This is a genomic window from Mesorhizobium vachelliae, from assembly GCF_033977325.1.
Taxonomy (GTDB): domain Bacteria; phylum Pseudomonadota; class Alphaproteobacteria; order Rhizobiales; family Rhizobiaceae; genus Mesorhizobium; species Mesorhizobium vachelliae.
Map to the genome: position 1 here is coordinate 585282 of NZ_JAVIIR010000001.1, position 19140 is coordinate 604421.

Sequence of the window (19140 nt, forward strand, 5' to 3'; positions counted from 1 at the left end):
GGGTCGCGAACAAAATCTTTCTCTCAAGGGAGCAATGCCGATGATCGATTGGCCGATCGGTGCTGAAATCGGGCCAAAACCAATATTTCTTTGTGATTCCAGCGACTTTTGGCTCTTCCCGATATCCGGAACGCCGAGGTCGCTACCGCCTCGTCCAACCTCGAAGATTGGCAATCTGTAACGTTTCAGTATACTGAACCAGACCGCAGGCCAGGGGTCGCGCAATTGTCAATGCCGAACGATTGCCGGCCGGTCCTGCGGCTGCTATGCGCCTGACGGGCGGGACGAATGGATAGACGGGTAACGAAGAAAGGCGACGACGACGCGTCGGGCAAGGAGCGGCCGACGCTGAAGACGCTCGCCTTCATGACCGGGCTTGGCGTCACGACCGTCTCGCGGGCGCTGAAGGATGCACCCGAGATCGGTGCCGAGACCAGGCGCCGCGTCCAGCTCGTCGCCAAGCAGATCGGCTATCGCCCGAACCGCGCCGGCGTACGCTTGAGGACCGGCAAGACCAATGTCATCTCGCTTGTGCTGAACACTGAGCACGAGCTGATGAGCTTCGTCTCGGACATCATCTACGGCGTCACCGAGGTGATCGCCGACACGCCCTACCATTTGATCGTCACGCCCTATTCACGCTCACAGGATCCGCTGGACCCGGTGCGCTATCTGGTCGAGACGGGCTCGGCCGACGGCGTCATCATCTCACGCACGCAGCCCAACGACCCGCGGGCGCGCTATATGCTGGAGCACGGCATTCCTTTCGCCACGCATGGCCGCACGGACATGGGGCTGGTGCATCCCTATCACGACTTCGACAATTACGCCTTTGCCGGCGAAGCCGTGCGCTATCTCGCCGGCAGGGGCCGCAACCGGTTGGCGCTTGTCACCCCGCCGGTCGGCCTCACCTATTATCGTCACACGGTGAACGGCTTTGCCGATGCGCTGAGCGAGGTTGGCGCCAGCGAGGTGCCGTTCAACACCGTCTCCATCGACCAGTCGATCGAGCAGATCAGGATGCGGACCGCGCAGTTGATGCGGCGCAAGGACCGGCCCGACGGCTTTGTCTCAAGCGCCGCCGCCGCGACGCTCGCCGTGGTGGCCGGCATCGAGGATGCCGGGCTGAAGCTCGGCCGCGACGTCGACGTGGTGTCGAAACAATCGTCGGAGCTGCTGCATCTGTTCCGGCGCGAGCTGCTCGTCGTCAACGAGAACTTCCGGCTGGCCGGCTCCGAGCTCGCCCGCGCGGTGCTTGGCTGGATCGGCGGCGCCGATCCAGGAACGCTGCAGTCGCTCAGCACGCCGAGCGAGGTTTTGCCCTATCGCGGCTAGAGCAATTCCAGGAAAAGTGTGAGCGGTTTTCCGTCCGGAATTGCGTTAAAACAAGGAGATAGAGCGGCTCGCCGTTTTCGTGAAACGGCGAAACGCTCTAATGCCCGGCGCCACTCCCCCACGGCCCGTGGAACGCACCCTGCTCGCCGATCCGCTCGAAACCATGCGCGCCGAAGAAGTCGCGCTGCGCCTGGATCAGATTCGAGGTGCCGCGTCCCTGGCGGTAGCTGTCGAAATAAGCGAGCGCCGAGGACAGCGCCGGCACCGGCGAGCCGGCTTCCGAGGCCCTGGCCACGATGCGCCTGAGCGACGGGTGCGCCTCCTTCATCATGGCGATGAAGGCCGGCGCCATCAGGAGGTTGATGGAAGCGCTGCCAGCGCCGAACGCCTCGGCCATCGTGTCCAGCATCTGTGAGCGGATGATGCAGCCGGCGCGCCAGATCTTGGCGATGGTCGGCATCGGCAGGTTCCAGTTGAATTCCTTCGAAGCGCCGCTCATCACGGCAAAACCTTGCGCGTAAGCCGCGATCTTGCCCGCGAACAATGCGAGCTCCAGGTCCTTGAGCAGCGCGGCCTTGTCGCCGGAAATCTTTTCGACGCCGATGGTGCCATAGGCTTTTTCCGCAGCCTGCCGCTCGTCCTTGATCGAGGAGAGTACGCGCGCCGCGACCGCCGCCTCGATCGCCGTCGCAGGAATGCCGAGCTGCTGCGCCTCGATGACCGACCATTTGCCGGTGCCCTTCTGCCCGGCGCGGTCGAGGATGATGTCGACCACCGGCTTGCCGGTCTTCGGATCGTCGGCAGCCAGCACCTTGGCGGTGATCTCGATCAGGTAGGAGTTGAGCCTACCCTTGTTCCAACCGTCGAACACCTTGCCGATTTCCTTGGGCGCCATGCCGAGCCCGTCGCGCAATATGCCGTAGATCTCGGCGATCATCTGCATGTCGGCATATTCGATGCCGTTGTGGATGGTCTTGACGAAATGGCCGGCGCCGTCATGTCCGAGCCAGGCGGCGCAAGGCTCGTTCTTGAACTTTGCGGAGATCGCCGTCAGCACTTTCTCGACGCGCTTCCAGGAGTCTTCGGTGCCGCCGACCATGATCGACGGACCGTGGCGCGCGCCTTCCTCACCACCCGATACGCCCATGCCGATGAAGGTCAGGCCCGAACCGGAAAGCTCGGAAAAGCGGCGCATCGTGTCGCGGAAATTGGCGTTGCCGGCATCGATGACGATGTCGTTGTTAGAGAGCACGCCGCGCAGGGCCGCGATCTGTTCGTCGACCGGCTTGCCCGCCAGCACCATGATGATGATCGGCCGCGGCGGCCGGATGGCGGCGGCGAGTTCCTCCAGGCTGTAGCAGGGGACGACCATGTCCTTCAGCGGACCGGCGCTCTCGACGAAGGCGTCGGTGCGTGACGGCGTGCGGTTGAAGACGGCGATGCGGTGCCCGTGCTCGGCAATGTTGAGCGCCAGGTTGGAGCCCATCGTGCCAAGGCCGATCAGGCCGATTTCGGCTTTTTCCATCGTTTCTTCCCTGCTTTCGAATGCTTGTTGTGGCCGCGTTTCGAGGCGATGCCCACTGTTTCGCAAGATGAATGACGGGCCTTGGTGGCGCCGTCAACCGCCTCGCCGTATTCTACATGGGCTTGTCCTCAATCGGAGCGGATATCAATCGGCGCCTCGATCTTCACCATCTCAAAGTCCGAAACGAGGATATCCAGCCGTGCGTTCCAACGCCCGGGAATTGGGATGACGAGATTGTCGACACGCCATGTGCCGTCGCCGGGCTTGGTCGCCGGCCGCTTGATCGGCTCGATGCCGGAATCCGGCTTCGACAGCACCAGCGTCACTTCCTTGGCGTCGAGCGGTCCGAAATCGCCGGTCATGATGACCACCGAGGCCGCAACCTCACCAGCATGGCCGGGCGTGATGCTGAGATCGGCCATCGCCTTCAGCGTATGGATGTGGATCGACACCGGCTGCGCGGCGGCGATCGCCAGCGCGCGCGGCGGCGGGGTGAAGCGCCAGCCGGCGGCGACGCCGAAGATGGCCAGCACGATGACCACCTCGATGCCGATCGAGCGCACCAGCCGCCGCTGCACCTCCGTGTCGCCCGCCTCGGCGGGCGCGGTCAATGTCCAGCGATTGACCGCGGCAAGCGTGAACAGGAAAAGCAGCAGCGCCAGCTTCAAGAGCAGCAACCGGCCATAGAACGTGTTGATCAGCGCGGCCGGCTGCTGCACCTGGATGATTGCCAGCACAACGCCGCTTGCGGCAAGCACGATGACGATCGGCAGGATCGCGCGGGAGAAGCGGCGCAGAAAGACTTTTGCCTCCGCCGGCTGCTGCCGCAATGCCAAACCGAGCGGCGCCAGCGAACCGGCCCAGAAGGCGATTGCGGCGCCATGCAGGAACACCAGCGGCCGAGTCAGCCATTGCGGCTCGGCGGCGCTGGCGTGGCCGCTCGCGGCAAGAGCGGCGCCGACACCGAGCAGTGCCGCGCCTGCCGACAGCTTGCGAAGGCCTGGCGGCCCGGCGAGCGAAAGCAGCGCGAGACCAAGCGCGATCAGGCCGATCAGCACCGTCCAGACATAGCTCGTCTCCAACGCGGTCTTCCAGACAGCCGCTGCCGCAAACCGCGCGAGCGGCGCGCCAAGCCCATCCAATCCCTGCAGGCCGAGCGACAACGGCGCGCCGACCAGGCCGAAAATGAGCACCGCGGCGACAAAGCGCTGGCTGCAGCGCCGGTCCTCGGCCAGCCAGGCGAGCGCGAACGCGCCGCCGACGCCGAGGAAGAGACCGGCATAGAGAAACAGCCTGGCCGCCCAGATCGCAGCGCGCAGCGTCCAGTCGACGGCTTCGCCCGCCACCGGCGCGGCACTTGGCGCGCCGATGGAAAACAGCGCCGAGCCGCCGACCGGATGGCCGTCGACCGACACCACCCGCCAGCTGAGCACATGCGTGCCGGATTTCAGCATTTCGGGATTGTCGATCTCGACCGTCTGGTCCTTGAGACGGAACGATGTCAGCGCAAGCTGCGAGCCGTCTGGCCGCACGAGCGTCAGGACCAGCGGCGAGACGGGCTCGCTGAAGGTCAGCGAAAACTGTGTCGGACTTTGCGTCAGCACCGCGCCGTCGGCCGGATCGGTCGCGACCAGCGCCGCATGCGCGAAGGCGTGGCCGGGCATGGCCAATACCGCCATCGCCATGAGCATTGCCACCAGCCAGGCAACCGGGCCGGCATGCATGCGGTTCATCAAGGAAGGCAGTGCTGCGTTCATGCCGTCATAACAGGAAATGGTGGCGCGCCCGATGGAGCGCGCCAACAGGAGATCATTTCTTCGGCAGCAATTTGATGCCGGGCGCCGGAGTTTCCAAGGCGTCCTCATCCTGGCCTGCCGCCGGTATCTCGATCCAGCGCTCGGCGGCGTCGCCGCATTCCTGCACCACCGGGAAATAGAGCATCTGCCCAGCCGGCAGATCGTTCGCCAGCGAAGCGCGGAAGACGAACTCGTCATAGAACTCATCGGGCAAGTTGCCGCCGCTCCAATCCACTTCTTTGACGCCGGTGGTCAGCGTCTCGCCATAGAGCTGGTAGGACTTCTCGTACTTGCCCTTCTTGGTCTGCAGCGTCCAGCCGGGCTTGGGCATCGGCTTCACCGCGATGACCCCTTCGGGGATCTGCACGCGCACCGCGGTCGTCGCCTTGCCCTCGCAGCCATGCGGCACACGAAAGACCGCCTTGTAGGTGGAGCCGACGGCCGCTTCCTGCGTTTCGAGCGTGATATGGGCGAGCGCGGCGTTGGTCCCGAGCGCGCAAAGCACGCCGGCCGCCAAAAGATACTTCTTCATGGATTGTCCCTCCGATTTTGAACTGGCGGATTAGTCGGCGTGGTCCATGTCCATGTCGCCCGTCTCGCCCATGCCTTCGACGAGGAACTCGACTTTGACGCTGCCGGCTTTTTCGAAAGTCAGCGTCGCCGGGAATTTCTCGCCCTGCTTCGGCTGCCGCTTCAGGCCGGTGAACATCAAATGGTAGGCCCCCGGCTTCAGCGCGACCTTGCCGCCGGCCGGGATCTCCAGCCCGCCCTCGACCGGCCGCATGGTCATGACACCGTCCTTGACGCCCATCTCATGCAGTTCGGCCTTGTCGGAGATGTCGGAGGTAATCGACAGCAGCCGGTCGGGCGCGCTGCCCTTGTTGACCACGGTGAAGTAGCCGCCGGCCACCTTGGCGCCGGGCGGTGTCGCCCGCGACCAGGGATGCTCGATCTCGAGATTGCCGACCTTGAACTCATGCGCGAGGGCGGCGGGAATGCAGGCGAAGAGAAGCAGCAGGGTAAACACCGCAAGGCCGACGTGCTGGAAGTCGAGCTGCGGTGCGCCGCGAAGCGCGAAGGCTTGCGCCTTGGAAGGAAGATTTGACATGGTTGCTCCATGGGTATGAGGATCGCGCCGCTTTGCGGCCGCGAACGGTCTGGTCTTTGGATGAATGGGCCTGCGGAAGGTTCCGCGGATCAGACCAGTGCCGGCGGCGCGCGCGGATTGGCCGGAGAGCGGTCGCGGGCGAAGTCCTGGTGCCGGAAGGCAGGAAGCTGGAAGGCGACCGTCTCGAAAAGCTGGGTTCCGGCCAGCGTGGCTGCCTCCGGCGACGGCAGATGCGCCGGTGAAACCATGCTGCAGCCGAGCGAGCAGCAGGCCGGCATATGCTGTTGGTGAGGATCCTCGCCGGGGAGTTTTACGGCTCCTTCATGCGTGCAGATGACGTTGCCGAAGGCGTCGAGCTGCGAAGGCGCGCCGAAGGCGAACGCGCCGAGACAGGACTGAAGCAACAGAAGCAGCGCCGCGACGAACGCGGCCGGCATGCTCCATCGTCTCAGCCTTATATCCAACGCAAGCCTCTCCCGAAAACTTGATCGACCCTAACACGGACGATGCGGCCGGAAAATCGGCAAAACCGCGCTGCGGCAACGAGGCGCGACAGGTCCCTGTGGATCGCGGCCGGCCTGTTATGCCGGCTGCGCCTGCCGTCCTTCGGGAATCGAGCTCAGCAGCGTCTGACGCGCCGATTTCAGGTGCTTGCGGCAGGCGGCGTCCACCTTGGCGGGATCGCGCGATTTCAGCGCCGCGATATAGGCGAGATGCTCCTGCACGGCGACCTCGTTGCGCTGGCGCTCCTCGGCCTTGTTCCACTGATAGTGGTAGTGGAAGATCATTGCGATGACGTCGTAGAAGTCGACGATGAAGCGGTTGTGCGAGGCGCGGTGGATCAGCCGGTGGAAGCGCTCGTCGAGCTCCGAGAATTCGTTGAAGCGCGTGGCGATTTCGCCGGCAAGCTGGCGATGCTCGACTTCCAGCCGGTCGAGATCGACCCACACCGCGCTCTCGTCCGGCAGCGCGACGAAAGCCGACGCCGAGCGCAGCTCGAACATCTCGCGGATCTCGGTCAGCTCCAGAGCGAAGGCGCGCGTGAAGCCCTTCAGCACCCAGTGGCTGTTGCGTCGCTTCTCGATCAGCCCGAAGCGCGAGAAGCGGATCAGGAACTCGCGCACGCTGGTGGTGCCGACGCCGATCTCGCGTGCCAGCTCCAGCTCGTTGATCTGCATGCCGGCTTCGGCGCCCTCCGCAAGCAGGCGCCGCATGAAGGAGCGCTCGATGATCTCGGCCAGCGAATCGGTCTCTTCCTCGGGGAAGAAATCCTCCGGCCGCGCCGCCCTGAGCACCGTCTTGTCGCGCTTGTTCCAGGCGATCAGCCCGGTTTCTTCCATGCGCGAAAGAATGCTGCGGACCGTGGTGCGGCTGACACCCAGCAACGTGCCGAGCTCAGGCTCCGACGGCAAGCTCTTGGTCTCGTCGAGCAGCCGCAGACAGCGATTGAAAGCGTCTTTATAGACGTTGTTGCTCTTCGACATGCCGCGTATCCCCGGCGCTTGCGGCGGCTGGCCGGAAGCGCGATATGATCGGTGTTCCTAGAGCAAGCCTCCGAAAAGCGGAACGTTTTTCGCCGGCTTGCCAAACGGACAGGTGCGGGCCTCCAAAGACGCGCGCCGCCCAGGTGAAAAAACAATTGACGCACAAATGTTTTTTCCCGATAAAAGACATTACCTTTAAACGGGCGCAAGTCAATCCGCCCGCATTCCCAGGATCACCCAGGACAGCCGCCCGTGACCGTTGCAAACACCATCCTTCTCTCACCCTCCGACAATGTCGCCGTTGCCAACGGGCGCATCGAAATCGGAGCGCCATTGCCGGGCGGTGCCGCCGCGACCGCCGTGATCGAGCCGGGCCACAAGGTGGCGATCAAGCCGATCGCAGCAGGCGAAGCGGTGGTGAAATACGCGCAGGCGATCGGCCGCGCCATGCAAGACATCGCGCCTGGCGAGCACGTCCATTCGCACAATCTGGTGTTCGAGAGCGGCCGCCTGCCGGTGGTGCCGCCGAGCGAGGCCGAGCACGCCACCGAGGCCGACCGCAAGCGCACCTTCATGGGCTACCGCCGCGCCGACGGCCGCGCCGGCACGCGCAACTTCATCGGCATCGTTGCAAGCGTCAATTGCTCGTCGACCGTCTGCCACGCCATCGCCGACGAGGCCAACCGCACGCTGCTGCCGAAATATCCGGGCATCGACGGCTTCGTGCCGATCGTTCACGGCCAGGGCTGCGGCATGAGCGCCACCGGCGACGGCATGATGGTGCTGCACCGCACGCTGGCCGGCTATGCCCGCCACCCGAATTTCGGCGGCGTGCTGATGGTCGGGCTGGGCTGCGAGGTCAACCAGCTCACCCTTTACGGCCAGAAGGGCGTGGCCGCCGGAAAGCGGCATTTCAACATCCAGGAAGCCGGCGGCTCGCGCAAGTCCGTCGAGAAGGCGATGGGCGTGCTGGCCGAGATCGCCGAGGAAGTGGGTCAGTTGCAACGCGAGCCGATCCCGGTCTCGGAGATCGTCGTCGGCTTGCAATGCGGCGGTTCGGACGGCATGTCCGGCATCACCGCCAATCCGGCATTGGGCGCGGCCGTCGATATCCTGGCCGGTTGCGGTGGCATCGGCATCCTGTCGGAGACGACCGAGATCTACGGCGCCGAGCATCTGCTTGCCTATCGCGCCGCCTCGCCCGAGATCGCCGCCAAGCTCGACGGCTTTGTAAAATGGTGGGAGGACCACACCGCCAAGCACGGCGCCTCGATCGACAACAACCCCTCGCCCGGCAACAAGCGCGGCGGCCTGACCACGATCCTCGAGAAATCGCTGGGCGCGGTCGCCAAGGGCGGCCAGACGCCGCTCAACGGCGTCTTCGGCTATGCCGAAAAGGTTTCGGGCAGCGGCCTGGTGTTCATGGACACGCCCGGCTACGACCCGGTCTCGGCCACCGGCCAGGTTGCGGGCGGCGCCAATGTCATCGTCTTCACCACAGGCCGCGGTTCCTGCTTCGGCTGCCGGCCGACGCCGTCGATCAAGGTCGCCACCAACTCGACCATGTATCACCAGATGGAAGAGGACATGGACGTCAATTGCGGTGTTATCGCTTCGGGCGAGAAGACGATACCCGGCATGGGCCGCGAGATCTTCGAGCTGATCATCGAGACGGCGTCCGGCCGCAAGACCAAGAGCGAGGCCTTCGGCTACGGCGACAACGAATTCGTGCCCTGGCATCTCGGCGCGACGCTTTAGCTGCGGGGGCGGAAGCGCCGTCGGCTGCAAGGACGTCGGCCTTCACAATCGCGCGACTTCAATATGGAATGAACATTCCATATTGACAGCATCATGAAACTATCGTTCCATATCGATAAGGAGGAACGGAAGCGCCGAGATGTTGCCAGGGAGGAGCCGCAGAGCCGGGCAAACCTCATCCGGCATCACATAAACGGCACCAGACACCGCTTGCATCGACCATGGCGATGCATTATCAAAAAAAGGCATCTGTTTTTTATTGATAAAGTTCTGTTTGGCCACGCCTATCCAGATGGAGCTTCCGCAACCTTCACCAGGCGACTTTAGGGAGGAACCTAATGAAATTCGTGACCAGCCTTCTCAACCGCCGTGCTTTCGTGGCCTTGGCCGCCGCGTCGATGCTTGCCGGCGTGATGCATTCGGCGCCCGCCTCGGCGGCCGACGTGACCATTCCGATCATCGTCAAGGACACCACTTCCTTCTACTGGCAGATCGTTCTGGCCGGCGCGCGCAAGGCCGGCAAGGACCTCGGCATCAACGTGCCGGAGCTCGGCGCCCAGGCCGAAACCGACGTCAACGGCCAGATCTCGATCCTCGAGAACGCCGTCGCCAGCAACCCGGCGGCAATCGTCATCTCGCCGACCGAGTTCAAGGCGCTCGGCAAGCCGATCGACGAGGCGGCTTCCAAGGTCAAGGTCATCGGCATCGACTCCGGCGCCGACTCCAAGGCCTTCACCTCCTTCCTGACCACCGACAATGTGCAGGGCGGCCGTGTCGCCGCTGACGGTCTCGCCGCCGCGATCGGCGCCGCCAATGGCGGCAAGGTGGAAGGCAAGGTCGCGCTGATCACCGCGCTTCCCGGCGCCGGTTCGCTGGAGCAGCGCAAGCAAGGCTTCATCGAACAGATCAAGGCCAAATATCCGGGCCTCCAGCTCGTCGCCGACAAATATGCCGACGGCCAGGCCACTACCGGCTTGAACATCGCGACCGACCTGATCACCGCCAATCCGGACCTCAAGGGCATCTTCGCCTCGAACCTGATCATGGCGCAGGGCGTCGGCCAGGCGATCGCCGAGAACAATCTTGGCGGCAAGGTGGCTCTGATCGGCTTCGACAGCGACGAGAAGCTGATCAAGTTCCTCAATGACGGCGTCATCTCCGGCCTCGTCGTCCAGGACCCGTACCGGATGGGCTATGACGGCATCAAGACCGCTCTGGCCGCCTCGAAGGGCGAGAAGGTCGAGGCCAATGTCGACACCGGCGCCAACCTCGTCACCAAGGCGAACATGAAGGATCCCAAGATCGACGCGCTGCTCAACCCGAAGCTCAAGTGAGCGTCGTGACCCTATCCGTTTCCGGGGCGGCCTCGCCCCGGAAACGTCAAGGGGCGGGGTGGCTTGGAAATTCGCCGGTTTGCCTTACCTTGCCAATCAAGATGCGCGTTTGAAGACGCATCGGCGCATACCCAATGGTTGAGACCAATCTGGGAGGATTGTCATGACGTCGACGGCGCAGGAACTGCATCCGGCCCCCACGCTGGCCCCGGGCAGGACGATCCTCGAGCTCAACGGCCTGGAAAAGCGCTATCCCGGCACGCATGCGCTGAAGCCCGTGCACCTTGCCTTCAAGGCGGGCGAGATCCACGCCATCGTCGGCGAGAACGGCGCAGGCAAATCCACGCTCATCAAACTGCTCACCGGCGTCATGCCGCGCACCTCCGGCGAGGTGATCTGGGAAGGCAACCCCACAGGCCTGTCCACTCCGCATGAGGCGATGGCGCTCGGCATCAACGCCGTCCACCAGGAGGTGGTTCTGTGCCGCCACCTCACCGTCGCCGCCAACATGTTCCTCGGCGAGGAGGAGTCCCGCTTCGGCCTGCTGCAACAGCGCGCCATGGTCAAGGAAGCGCAGAAGATCATCGACGGGCTGGGTTTCGACCTGCCGGCGCATGTCGTGCTCGGCGATCTCACCATCGGCCAGCAGCAGCTGATCGCCGCCGCCCGCGCCACCGTGCGCGGCACGAAGTTCCTGATCTTCGACGAGCCGACCGCCTACCTCACCCGCAAGGAGGCAGACCAGCTCTTCAAGCTGATCCGCAGGCTGAAGGGCGAAGGCGTCACCATCATCTATATCAGCCACCGCATGGAGGAGGTGTTCGAGCTCGCCGACCGCGTTTCCGTGCTGCGCGACGGCACTTTGGTCGGTACCCGCGACATCGCCGAGACCGACGAGCCCGAGCTGGTCAAGCTGATGATCAACCGCTCGATCGAGCAGATCTACCACAAGGAGCATTTCACCCCCGGCGATACGATCGTCGAGACGAAGAACCTCTCCGGCAAAGGCTTCGAGAACGTCTCGGTGACGGTTCGCGCCGGCGAGATCGTCGGCCTCTACGGCCTGATCGGCGCCGGCCGCAGCGAGTTCGTCACCACGCTTTACGGCCGCCACAAGAAGTCGGCCGGCCAGATCCTGTGGCAAGGCAAGGAGGTCCAGGTCAATTCCGAGCACGACGCTATAAGGCTTGGCATGGCGCTGGCGCCGGAAAGCCGCCGCGACCAGGGCCTCTGCCTCAACCTGCCGGTCGGCACGAACCTCAATTTGCCGATCTATAAGCGCATCTCGAGCAACCTTCTGATCTCCAAGGCCAAGGAGAAGGCCGAGGCCGACCGCCAGATCGCCGGCCTGCGCATCAAGACGCCGACGCGCAACGCGCTCGCTTCCAGCCTGTCGGGCGGCAACCAGCAGAAGATCGTCATCGGCAAGTGGCTGGCGCATGGCGCCAAGCTGTTCATCTTCGACGAGCCGACGGTGGGCGTCGATGTCGGCACCAAGGCCGAGATCTACCGCCTGTTCTCGACGCTGCTGTCCAAGGGCGCCGGCATCATCCTGATCTCGTCCTATCTGCCGGAGGTCTACGAGCTCGCTGACACGCTGCACGTGTTCCGGCGCGGCAAGCTGGTCGCCACGCATGGCTTCCGCACCGCGAGCCATGAGGACATTTTGGGACAGGCACTGGCCGAGAAACAAGAAAAGTCGGGAGGACAAAAATGAGCACCGAGGCGATCGCCGCCGAAAAACCCAAGCGCAATTTCAACGCCCTCTTCGGCTTGACGCTGCTTGGCCTTCTGCTCCTGATGTGGATCGTGCTGGCTTTCGCCACGCCGTCCTTCGCCACGGCGCTCAACATCACCAATCTTCTGCGCCAGGGCTCGCTGATCGCCATCCTCGCCGTCGGCCAGACCTTCGTCATCATCACCGGCGGCATCGATCTTTCGGTCGGCGCCATCGTCGGCTTCACCACCGTCATCGTCGCCCTGCTGATCAATGCAGGTTGGCCGATCTGGGTCGCCGTGCTCGTTACCTTGCTCGTCGGCGTGGCCATCGGCCTGTTCCATGGCTTCGGCATCGTCAAGATGGGCCTGCCGCCCTTCATCATCACTTTGGCCACCATGACGTCGCTGCGCGGCATCGGTCTGCTGATGACCAACGGCAACTCGATCTCGATCAACAGCGACCCGTTCCAAGCCTTCTCGCGCGGGTCGCTCGCCGGCATCCCCTATCTTTTCTGGATGGTGATCCTGGTCGCCGTGCCGTCCTATGTCTTCCTGCACCACACGCGCTGGGGCCGTTACCTTTTCTCGGTCGGCTCGAACGCCGAAGCCGCGCGTCTTTCCGGCGTCAACGTGCCGCGCACCATCTTCATGGCCTACATCCTGTCCGGCCTGCTGGCTGCCTTCGTCGGCGTGCTGCTGGCCTCGCGCATCGGCATCGGCAACCCGACGCAGGGCGACACCTACGAGCTGCAGGCCATCGCCTCGTCGGTGATCGGCGGCACCTCGCTGTTCGGCGCCATCGGCTCCGTGCACGGACCGCTGATCGGCTCCTTCATCCTTTCCACGATCAACAACGGCGCCAATCTGCTCAACGTCAACACCTTCTGGCAGCGTGTCATCACCGGGGCACTGATCATCGTCATCGTCTACTTCGACGGCCTGCGCCGTCGCGGCAAGTGACTCCTCCCTGAAACGTCCGCGCCGGCCCCGCTCAAGCGAGGCCGGCGCTCTTCTTTTTTGGATTTGCGACATGAAAGCCGTTGTCTGCCGTTCACCCGGCGAGCTTGTTCTCGAAGACCGCGCCGCGCCCGGCGCGCCGCCGCCCGGCTGGGCGCGCGTCGCGATCAGCCATGTCGGCATCTGCGGTACCGACTACCACATCTTCGAAGGCAAGCACCCGTTCCTCGCCTATCCGCGCGTCATGGGTCACGAGGTCTCGGGCACGGTCGTCGAGAAGGGCGAAGGCGTCGAGATCGGCGTCGGCGAGCCGGTGATCATCAACCCCTATCTTTCATGCGGCAAATGCATCGCCTGCCGGCACGGCAAGCCGAATTGCTGCGTGAAGATCGAGGTGCTGGGCGTGCATCGCGACGGCGCCATGTGCGACGAGATCCTGGTGCCGGCGCAGAATCTTTATCTGGCGAACGGCCTCTCGCTGGCCGATGCCGCGGCGGTGGAATTCCTGGCGATCGGCGCGCATGCGGTGCGCCGATCGCTCGGCGTGCCCGGCCAGCGCACGCTGGTCATCGGCGCCGGTCCGATCGGGCTCGGCACGGCGATCTTCGCGCGCATCGCCGGGCTGGATGTCAGCCTGCTCGACATGAGCGCCGAGCGTCTCGGCTTCGCCGAAAAGGAGCTCGGCTTTGCCCCGCTGGACAGCTCGAAGGCGACGGCTGTGGAACTGGTGCGGCAGGCGACCGGCGGCGAAGGGTTCGACCTCGTCTTCGACGCGACCGGCAACACTCAATCGGTGCAGTCGGCCTTCGCCTATGTCGCGCATGGCGGCACGCTGGTGCTGGTCAGCGTCGTCAAGGACGACATCACCTTCTCCGACCCCGAATTCCACAAGCGCGAGATGACGCTGGTCGGCAGCCGCAACGCGCTCAAGGCCGATTTCGAGCATGTCGCCGCATCGATCCGCAACGGCGCCGTGCCGCTGGACAAGCTGGTCACCCATCGCACGACGCTCGCCGGCACGCCGCGCGACCTGGCGCGGTGGGCGCATGAGAAATCGGGGCTGATCAAGGCGGTCATCGAGGTGGGGTGAGCTCGATTAATCGCCGGCCGACAGCCTCAACTCCACCCGCTCCGCCGGAAAGCGCGACTCCGCGAACTGGATCGGCTCACCGTCGAGCGTGACGTTGACGGCGACAGTGACCAGCACGATGGCGCCGGGCTGCAAATCCATCGCCGCTAGATCGTCGGCATCGGCGTGGCGTGCCGACAGCACCGTCGATTGCCGCAGATAATCGTTGATGCCGAAGCGCTTCAGCGAGGCGGTGATCGACCCCGTTTCCGCCATTGCCGCCTCGATGCCGGCGAAGCGTTTGGCATCGAACCAGGTCGTCGCGCGCGACACCGCGTGTCCGTCAGCCTCGCCGCGCGTCTCCAGGCGAATGACGGCCGCGCCCTTGGCGATGCCCAGCGCCTCGGCGATGCGCTTGGTGGCCGGTTCCGTCGATGACGACAAAAGCGCGATATGCCGCTCGCTCGTCTGCCCTTGCAGCCCGGTCGAGAAGCGCGTGCGCGCGCCGATGGGATAGGACAGCCGTTTGCGCGACAGGACAAATGTGCCGCGTCCCTGCTCGGCCCTCAGCACGCCTTCCTGCACAAGTGCTGCAATGGCGCTGCGCACCGTGTGGCGGTTGACGCCGTAGCGCTCGGCCAGCGCGATTTCCGGGGGCAGCGCCGCGTTCTCGGCGAAATCACCGCTTGCGATCCCCTGCAATATCTTGTCGGCGATCTGCCGCCACAGCGACACGCCGTTGCGCCTTTCGACGCTGCTTGCCAGTCCAACCATCCATCGCCCCCATTTCTTCGCAAGCCCGGGCAATTTTCCGAGCCTGTCATCCACCCGTCATGGACTCTCGGTACGAGGTAAGTATAATTTGTATAGTTGTCTATATCAATAGACAAATTTTACAAGCAAGGAGCGATGCGATGCGAGGACAGGAAGCGCGCGAGCAGGCCGGACGGAAAGCCCTGATGGCGACGCTGGCGCACGCCGAAGCCGATGAGATCGCCCGTCTGTGGAGCGAAGCGGGCCTGCCTTCCGAGGCTGAGCTTTTGCGCGGCCCCGAAACCGGACTGGTGACGGTGCGCGGGCGGATCGGCGGCGGCGGCGCGCCGTTCAATGTCGGCGAGGCGACGGTCACCCGCGCCACGGTGCGGCTGCCCTCCGGCCAAGTCGGCCATTCCTATGCGCTCGGCCGTGACAAGGGAAAGGCCAGGCTCGCGGCGATCGCCGACGCGCTGTGGCAGGACCCGGCGCATCGCGAGGCGGTCGAGACAAAGCTCGCCGCGCCCCTACGCGCGGCGCTCGATGCGGCGCGCGAGACGCGGCGCGTCGAGACGGCGGCCACGAAAGTGGATTTCTTCACCATGGTGCGCGGAGAGGACTGATGGATATCGCCACGCAATCGATCGACGGCGGCTTCGCCGAGCCGGTCTTCAACGCCCAGGCCGTCTTTCGCGCCATCATGGACGCGATGGCGCGCCCCGGCACCGTCCAGCCGCTGCCGCGGCTGGCCCGTCCGCCAGTGCCGTTGTCGGCGACCGCCGGCGCCGTGGCGCTGGCGCTCTGCGACAACGACACGCCGGCATGGCTCGATCCGCCGCTGCAGGCGGAAGCCCCGGTCAAGGCCTGGCTCGGCTTTCACACCGGCGCGCCCTTGGCCAACACCCCGGCCGACGCACATTTCGCCTTGATCGCCAATCCGAAGGAGATGGCGGCGCTCGACGGTTTTGCGCAGGGCACGCAGGAATATCCCGATCGTTCGACGACGCTGATCCTCTTGGTCGATGACCTTGCTTCGGGCCCGTCACTGCTGCTCGAAGGTCCGGGGATCGAAAAGACCTCGATGATCGCGCCTCCAGGCATGCCACGCCATTTCGTCGAGCAGTGGAAGCAGAACAACCAGCGTTTTCCGCGCGGCGTCGACATCATCCTGGCGGCGCCAGGCCACCTTGCCTGCCTGCCGCGCACCACCCGCATCAAGACGATGGAGGCATGACATGTATGTCGCGGTAAAGGGCGGCGAAGCCGCCATTGCCAATGCGCACCGCCTGCTTGCCGACCGTCGCCGCGGCGACCGCTCGGTGCCGGCGCTGCGCCTCGACCAGATCGTCGAGCAGCTGGCGCTCGGCGTCGACCGCGTGATGAGCGAAGGCTCGCTCTATGATCGCGAGCTGGCAGCACTGGCCGTCGTCCAGGCGCGCGGCGACATGATCGAGGCGATCTTCCTGGTGCGCGCCTACCGCACCACGCTGCCGCGCTTCGGCTACACCAATCCGGTCGACACCGGCGCCATGCAGGTGGAGCGGCGCGTCTCGGCCACCTACAAGGACCTGCCCGGCGGCCAGGTGCTGGGCCCGACCTTCGACTACACGCATCGCCTGCTCGATCCCGAGCTTGCCGCCGGCGCCGAGGTCGAGACACCGGCGCAGCGGCCGGCCGAGCCGGAGGCGATGCCACGCGTTTCGGTGATCCTCGCCCATGAAGGCCTGATCGAGGCTGATGGCGACATGCCCCGTGACCATGTGCCGGGCGACATCACGCGTGAGCCGCTGCAATTCCCGATGGCGCGCGACATCCGCTTGCAGGCGCTGTCAAGAGGCGACGAAGGCTTTCTGCTGGCGCTCGGCTATTCGACGCAGCGCGGCTATGCCCGCAACCATCCCTTCGTCGGCGAGATCCGCATCGGCGAGGTCGAGCTGGAGCTGGACGTGCCGGAACTGCCCTTTGCCGTGCCGCTCGGCTCGATCCGCGTCACCGAATGCCAGATGGTCAACCAGTTCAAGGGCTCGGCCAAGGCGCCGCCGCAGTTCACCCGCGGCTACGGCCTGGTCTTCGGCCAGAGCGAGCGCAAGGCGATGGCGATGGCGCTGTGCGACCGGGCGCTGCGCGCCGGCGAGCTTGGCGAGGATGTCGTTGCCGCCGCCCAGGACGAGGAATTCGTCATCTCGCATTCCGACAATGTCCAGGCGACTGGCTTCGTCGAGCACCTGAAGCTGCCGCATTATGTCGACTTCCAGGCCGAGCTCGGCCTGGTCCGCCGCATGCGCGCAGAACACGAGGCGCGGGAAAATGAGGACAGGGCCGCCGAGGAAAAGCGGGAGGCGGCAGAATGAGCTTAGTGCCCGCCGCCGTCGAAGCCGCCCGTATAGTCGCCGCCGCCGAAGCTTTCTCCATGCGGGGGATCCTTTGGCGCGGGGAGAAACATCTTCCGCAGCGCAAAGGCCGCGATACCGGCGAACACCAGCAACAGCACGCCAAGATGCATCCAGCCGGTAGAGTCCATTCGGGCGTTCTCCCGCGTCTTGGGCACCAAATCCATACCACAGAGCGGACGTGATCGCCATGACCGACATCGCCACCTACAACTTCGCCTATCTCGACGAGCAGACCAAAAGGATGATCCGCCGCGCCATCCTGAAGGGCATCGCCATTCCCGGCTACCAGGTGCCTTTCGCCTCGCGCGAGATGCCGATGCCTTATGGCTGGGGCACCGGCGGCGTGCAGGTCACCGCCTCGATCATCGGCCCGGATGACACATTGAAGGTCATCGACCAAGGCGCCGATGACACCACCAATGCCGTCTCGATCCGCGCCTTCTTCAAGAAGGTCGCCAAGGTCGCCGTCACCACCGAAACCGCGACGGCGACGATCATCCAGACCCGTCACCGTATCCCCGAGCATTCGTTGACGGCGGGCCAGGTGCTGGTCTTCCAGGTGCCGATCCCCGAGCCGCTGCGCTTCCTCGAGCCGCGCGAGACCGAAACGCGAAAAATGCATGCTCTCGAGGAATACGGCCTCATGCATGTGAAGCTCTACGAGGACATCGCCAAGCACGGCCGCATCGCCACCACCTATGCCTATCCGGTCAAGGTCGAGGGCCGTTACGTGATGGATCCTTCGCCGACGCCGAAATTCGACAATCCGAAGATGCACCGCTCGCCGGCCCTGCAGTTGTTCGGCGCCGGCCGCGAGAAGCGCATCTACGCGGTGCCGCCTTTCACCGACGTCGTCAGCCTCGACTTCGAGGACCATCCCTTCGAGGTGCAGACCTTCGACCAGCCCTGCGCGCTCTGCGGCGCCGAGAACGTCTATCTCGACGAGGTCATCCTCGATGACCATGGCGGCCACATGTTCGTCTGCTCGGACACCGACCACTGCGAGAAGCGGCGCGAGGATGGCCATCACGGTCACCTAGCCCCCGAGACCCATCTTGCCCCCAAGACCCACCCTGCTGAGAAAACGGAGCCGGCAGAATGACCGACGAACCGCTGCTGCGCGTCTCCGCGCTGTCCAAATTCTACGGCTCGCGCGTCGGCTGCGAGAACATCTCCTTCGACCTCTGGCCGGGCGAGGTGCTGGCGGTGGTCGGCGAGTCCGGCTCCGGCAAGACGACGCTGCTCAATTGCTTGTCGACGAGGCTGCTGCCGTCCTCCGGCACGGCCTGCTACCGCATGCGCGATGGCCAGTGGCGCGAGCTCTACCGCATGAGCGAGGCCGAGCGCCGCTTCCTGATGCGCACCGACTGGGGCTTCGTCCACCAGAACCCGGCGGATGGGCTGCGCATGACCGTGTCGGCGGGCGCCAATGTCGGCGAGCGGCTGATGGCGGTCGGCGATCGCCACTACGGCAAGATCCGCGCCACCGCCGTCGACTGGCTGTCGCGCGTCGAGATCGACGAGGACCGTATCGACGACGAGCCGCGCGCCTTTTCCGGCGGCATGCGCCAGCGCCTGCAGATCGCCCGCAACCTGGTTACCGGTCCGCGTCTGGTGTTCATGGACGAGCCGACCGGCGGCCTCGACGTCTCGGTCCAGGCTCGCCTGCTCGACCTGTTGCGCGGGCTGGTCACCGATCTCGGCCTGGCCGCGATCGTCGTCACCCACGACCTCGCCGTGGCGCGGCTCCTGTCGCAGCGCATGATGGTGATGAAGGACGGCCGCGTGGTCGAAAGCGGTCTCACCGACCGCGTGCTCGATGACCCGCGCGCGCCTTACACGCAGCTTCTCGTTTCTTCGATTTTGCAGGTCTAGCCGCATGGTCCCGAACCAAAGGTCCGCGCCAGCG

20 protein-coding genes are annotated in these 19140 nt (G+C 64.9%); 11 read left to right on the forward strand and 9 right to left on the reverse strand.

Features of this window, described 5'->3' with window-relative positions; translation table 11 throughout:
* Window positions 1-288: 288 nt before the first annotated feature.
* Window positions 289-1335, forward strand: coding sequence for a LacI family transcriptional regulator (locus RFM41_RS02910; protein ID WP_320246071.1), 1047 nt, complete (start codon window positions 289-291; stop codon window positions 1333-1335).
* Window positions 1336-1432: 97 nt separating this feature from the next.
* Here the strand turns inward: RFM41_RS02910 and gnd are convergent, their stop codons facing one another.
* The 6 genes from gnd to RFM41_RS02940 form a co-directional block, all read right to left on the reverse strand.
* Window positions 1433-2860: an NADP-dependent phosphogluconate dehydrogenase gene (gnd, locus tag RFM41_RS02915; RefSeq protein WP_320246072.1), complete on the reverse strand. Its 1428-nt coding sequence runs from the start codon at window positions 2858-2860 to the stop codon at window positions 1433-1435.
* Window positions 2861-2988: 128 nt separating this feature from the next.
* Window positions 2989-4593 carry a copper resistance CopC/CopD family protein gene (locus tag RFM41_RS02920; RefSeq protein WP_320246206.1) on the reverse strand — a complete coding sequence of 535 codons (1605 nt, stop codon included), beginning with the start codon at window positions 4591-4593 and terminating at the stop codon, window positions 2989-2991.
* A gap of 76 nt (window positions 4594-4669) precedes the next feature.
* The gene (locus RFM41_RS02925) at window positions 4670-5188 is read right to left on the reverse strand and encodes a YcnI family copper-binding membrane protein (protein WP_320246073.1); all 519 of its coding nucleotides are present in this window, start codon (window positions 5186-5188) and stop codon (window positions 4670-4672) included.
* 30 nt (window positions 5189-5218) lie between these two features.
* On the reverse strand, window positions 5219-5764 hold the full coding sequence (locus RFM41_RS02930) for a copper chaperone PCu(A)C (RefSeq protein WP_320246074.1): 546 nt from the start codon (window positions 5762-5764) through the stop codon (window positions 5219-5221).
* 89 nt (window positions 5765-5853) lie between these two features.
* Window positions 5854-6201 carry a DUF2946 family protein gene (locus RFM41_RS02935; protein WP_320246075.1) on the reverse strand — a complete coding sequence of 116 codons (348 nt, stop codon included), beginning with the start codon at window positions 6199-6201 and terminating at the stop codon, window positions 5854-5856.
* 144 nt (window positions 6202-6345) lie between these two features.
* On the reverse strand, window positions 6346-7248 hold the full coding sequence (locus RFM41_RS02940; RefSeq protein WP_320246076.1) for a GntR family transcriptional regulator: 903 nt from the start codon (window positions 7246-7248) through the stop codon (window positions 6346-6348).
* A gap of 252 nt (window positions 7249-7500) precedes the next feature.
* On the opposite strand from RFM41_RS02940, the gene RFM41_RS02945 reads away from it, so the two are divergent.
* A complete protein-coding gene (locus RFM41_RS02945; protein WP_320246077.1) occupies window positions 7501-9006 on the forward strand; it encodes a UxaA family hydrolase in 1506 nt (501 codons plus the stop codon).
* 99 nt (window positions 9007-9105) lie between these two features.
* On the opposite strand, the gene RFM41_RS02950 is transcribed toward RFM41_RS02945, so the two are convergent.
* Window positions 9106-9288 carry a hypothetical protein gene (locus RFM41_RS02950; RefSeq protein WP_320246078.1) on the reverse strand — a complete coding sequence of 61 codons (183 nt, stop codon included), beginning with the start codon at window positions 9286-9288 and terminating at the stop codon, window positions 9106-9108.
* Between the two features lie 56 nt (window positions 9289-9344).
* On the opposite strand from RFM41_RS02950, the gene RFM41_RS02955 reads away from it, so the two are divergent.
* From RFM41_RS02955 to RFM41_RS02970, 4 genes are all read left to right on the forward strand, one after another.
* Window positions 9345-10340: an ABC transporter substrate-binding protein gene (locus RFM41_RS02955; protein WP_320246079.1), complete on the forward strand. Its 996-nt coding sequence runs from the start codon at window positions 9345-9347 to the stop codon at window positions 10338-10340.
* A gap of 163 nt (window positions 10341-10503) precedes the next feature.
* Window positions 10504-12057, forward strand: a complete 1554-nt coding sequence (locus RFM41_RS02960) for a sugar ABC transporter ATP-binding protein (RefSeq protein WP_320246080.1) — start codon at window positions 10504-10506, stop codon at window positions 12055-12057.
* The gene (locus RFM41_RS02965) at window positions 12054-13019 is read left to right on the forward strand and encodes an ABC transporter permease (protein ID WP_320246081.1); all 966 of its coding nucleotides are present in this window, start codon (window positions 12054-12056) and stop codon (window positions 13017-13019) included. Before RFM41_RS02960 ends, RFM41_RS02965 begins: the two co-directional genes overlap by 4 nt.
* A 70-nt stretch (window positions 13020-13089) precedes the next feature.
* Window positions 13090-14106, forward strand: coding sequence for a zinc-binding alcohol dehydrogenase family protein (locus RFM41_RS02970; protein WP_320246082.1), 1017 nt, complete (start codon window positions 13090-13092; stop codon window positions 14104-14106).
* 6 nt (window positions 14107-14112) lie between these two features.
* Here the strand turns inward: RFM41_RS02970 and phnF are convergent, their stop codons facing one another.
* The gene (gene phnF / locus RFM41_RS02975; RefSeq protein ID WP_320246083.1) at window positions 14113-14859 is read right to left on the reverse strand and encodes a phosphonate metabolism transcriptional regulator PhnF; all 747 of its coding nucleotides are present in this window, start codon (window positions 14857-14859) and stop codon (window positions 14113-14115) included.
* A 140-nt stretch (window positions 14860-14999) separates the two neighbouring features.
* Here phnF and phnG point away from each other — a divergent pair, with 140 nt between their 5' ends.
* Genes phnG through RFM41_RS02990 form a run of 3 tightly spaced genes read left to right on the forward strand, consistent with a single transcriptional unit; the run spans window position 15000 to window position 17189 of the window.
* Window positions 15000-15461, forward strand: a complete 462-nt coding sequence (gene phnG / locus RFM41_RS02980; RefSeq protein ID WP_320246084.1) for a phosphonate C-P lyase system protein PhnG — start codon at window positions 15000-15002, stop codon at window positions 15459-15461.
* A complete protein-coding gene (phnH, locus tag RFM41_RS02985; RefSeq protein WP_320246085.1) occupies window positions 15461-16072 on the forward strand; it encodes a phosphonate C-P lyase system protein PhnH in 612 nt (203 codons plus the stop codon). The genes phnG and phnH overlap by 1 nt, the downstream gene beginning before the upstream one ends.
* Before the next feature lies 1 nt (window position 16073).
* The gene (locus RFM41_RS02990) at window positions 16074-17189 is read left to right on the forward strand and encodes a carbon-phosphorus lyase complex subunit (protein ID WP_320246086.1); all 1116 of its coding nucleotides are present in this window, start codon (window positions 16074-16076) and stop codon (window positions 17187-17189) included.
* 2 nt (window positions 17190-17191) lie between these two features.
* Here RFM41_RS02990 and RFM41_RS02995 read toward each other — a convergent pair whose 3' ends face one another.
* Window positions 17192-17359 carry a hypothetical protein gene (locus RFM41_RS02995; protein ID WP_320246087.1) on the reverse strand — a complete coding sequence of 56 codons (168 nt, stop codon included), beginning with the start codon at window positions 17357-17359 and terminating at the stop codon, window positions 17192-17194.
* A gap of 59 nt (window positions 17360-17418) precedes the next feature.
* Here RFM41_RS02995 and RFM41_RS03000 point away from each other — a divergent pair, with 59 nt between their 5' ends.
* Window positions 17419-18333, forward strand: a complete 915-nt coding sequence (locus RFM41_RS03000) for an alpha-D-ribose 1-methylphosphonate 5-phosphate C-P-lyase PhnJ (protein WP_320246088.1) — start codon at window positions 17419-17421, stop codon at window positions 18331-18333.
* Entirely contained in the window at window positions 18330-19106 is a 777-nt protein-coding gene (gene phnK / locus RFM41_RS03005) for a phosphonate C-P lyase system protein PhnK (protein ID WP_320246089.1), read from the forward strand. Before RFM41_RS03000 ends, phnK begins: the two co-directional genes overlap by 4 nt.
* Window positions 19107-19140: the final 34 nt, after the last annotated feature.

Bases quoted from the DNA above. Each gene is read 5' to 3' on its own strand.
- RFM41_RS02910 (WP_320246071.1), top strand. From the start codon at position 289: ATGGATAGACGGGTAACGAAGAAAGGCGACGACGACGCGTCGGGCAAG.
- gnd (WP_320246072.1), bottom strand. From the start codon at position 2,860: ATGGAAAAAGCCGAAATCGGCCTGATCGGCCTTGGCACGATGGGCTCC.
- RFM41_RS02920 (WP_320246206.1), bottom strand. From the start codon at position 4,593: ATGAACCGCATGCATGCCGGCCCGGTTGCCTGGCTGGTGGCAATGCTC.
- RFM41_RS02925 (WP_320246073.1), bottom strand. From the start codon at position 5,188: ATGAAGAAGTATCTTTTGGCGGCCGGCGTGCTTTGCGCGCTCGGGACC.
- RFM41_RS02930 (WP_320246074.1), bottom strand. From the start codon at position 5,764: ATGTCAAATCTTCCTTCCAAGGCGCAAGCCTTCGCGCTTCGCGGCGCA.
- RFM41_RS02935 (WP_320246075.1), bottom strand. From the start codon at position 6,201: ATGCCGGCCGCGTTCGTCGCGGCGCTGCTTCTGTTGCTTCAGTCCTGT.
- RFM41_RS02940 (WP_320246076.1), bottom strand. From the start codon at position 7,248: ATGTCGAAGAGCAACAACGTCTATAAAGACGCTTTCAATCGCTGTCTG.
- RFM41_RS02955 (WP_320246079.1), top strand. From the start codon at position 9,345: ATGAAATTCGTGACCAGCCTTCTCAACCGCCGTGCTTTCGTGGCCTTG.
- RFM41_RS02960 (WP_320246080.1), top strand. From the start codon at position 10,504: ATGACGTCGACGGCGCAGGAACTGCATCCGGCCCCCACGCTGGCCCCG.
- RFM41_RS02965 (WP_320246081.1), top strand. From the start codon at position 12,054: ATGAGCACCGAGGCGATCGCCGCCGAAAAACCCAAGCGCAATTTCAAC.
- RFM41_RS02970 (WP_320246082.1), top strand. From the start codon at position 13,090: ATGAAAGCCGTTGTCTGCCGTTCACCCGGCGAGCTTGTTCTCGAAGAC.
- phnF (WP_320246083.1), bottom strand. From the start codon at position 14,859: ATGGTTGGACTGGCAAGCAGCGTCGAAAGGCGCAACGGCGTGTCGCTG.
- phnG (WP_320246084.1), top strand. From the start codon at position 15,000: ATGCGAGGACAGGAAGCGCGCGAGCAGGCCGGACGGAAAGCCCTGATG.
- phnH (WP_320246085.1), top strand. From the start codon at position 15,461: ATGGATATCGCCACGCAATCGATCGACGGCGGCTTCGCCGAGCCGGTC.
- RFM41_RS02990 (WP_320246086.1), top strand. From the start codon at position 16,074: ATGTATGTCGCGGTAAAGGGCGGCGAAGCCGCCATTGCCAATGCGCAC.
- RFM41_RS02995 (WP_320246087.1), bottom strand. From the start codon at position 17,359: ATGGACTCTACCGGCTGGATGCATCTTGGCGTGCTGTTGCTGGTGTTC.
- RFM41_RS03000 (WP_320246088.1), top strand. From the start codon at position 17,419: ATGACCGACATCGCCACCTACAACTTCGCCTATCTCGACGAGCAGACC.
- phnK (WP_320246089.1), top strand. From the start codon at position 18,330: ATGACCGACGAACCGCTGCTGCGCGTCTCCGCGCTGTCCAAATTCTAC.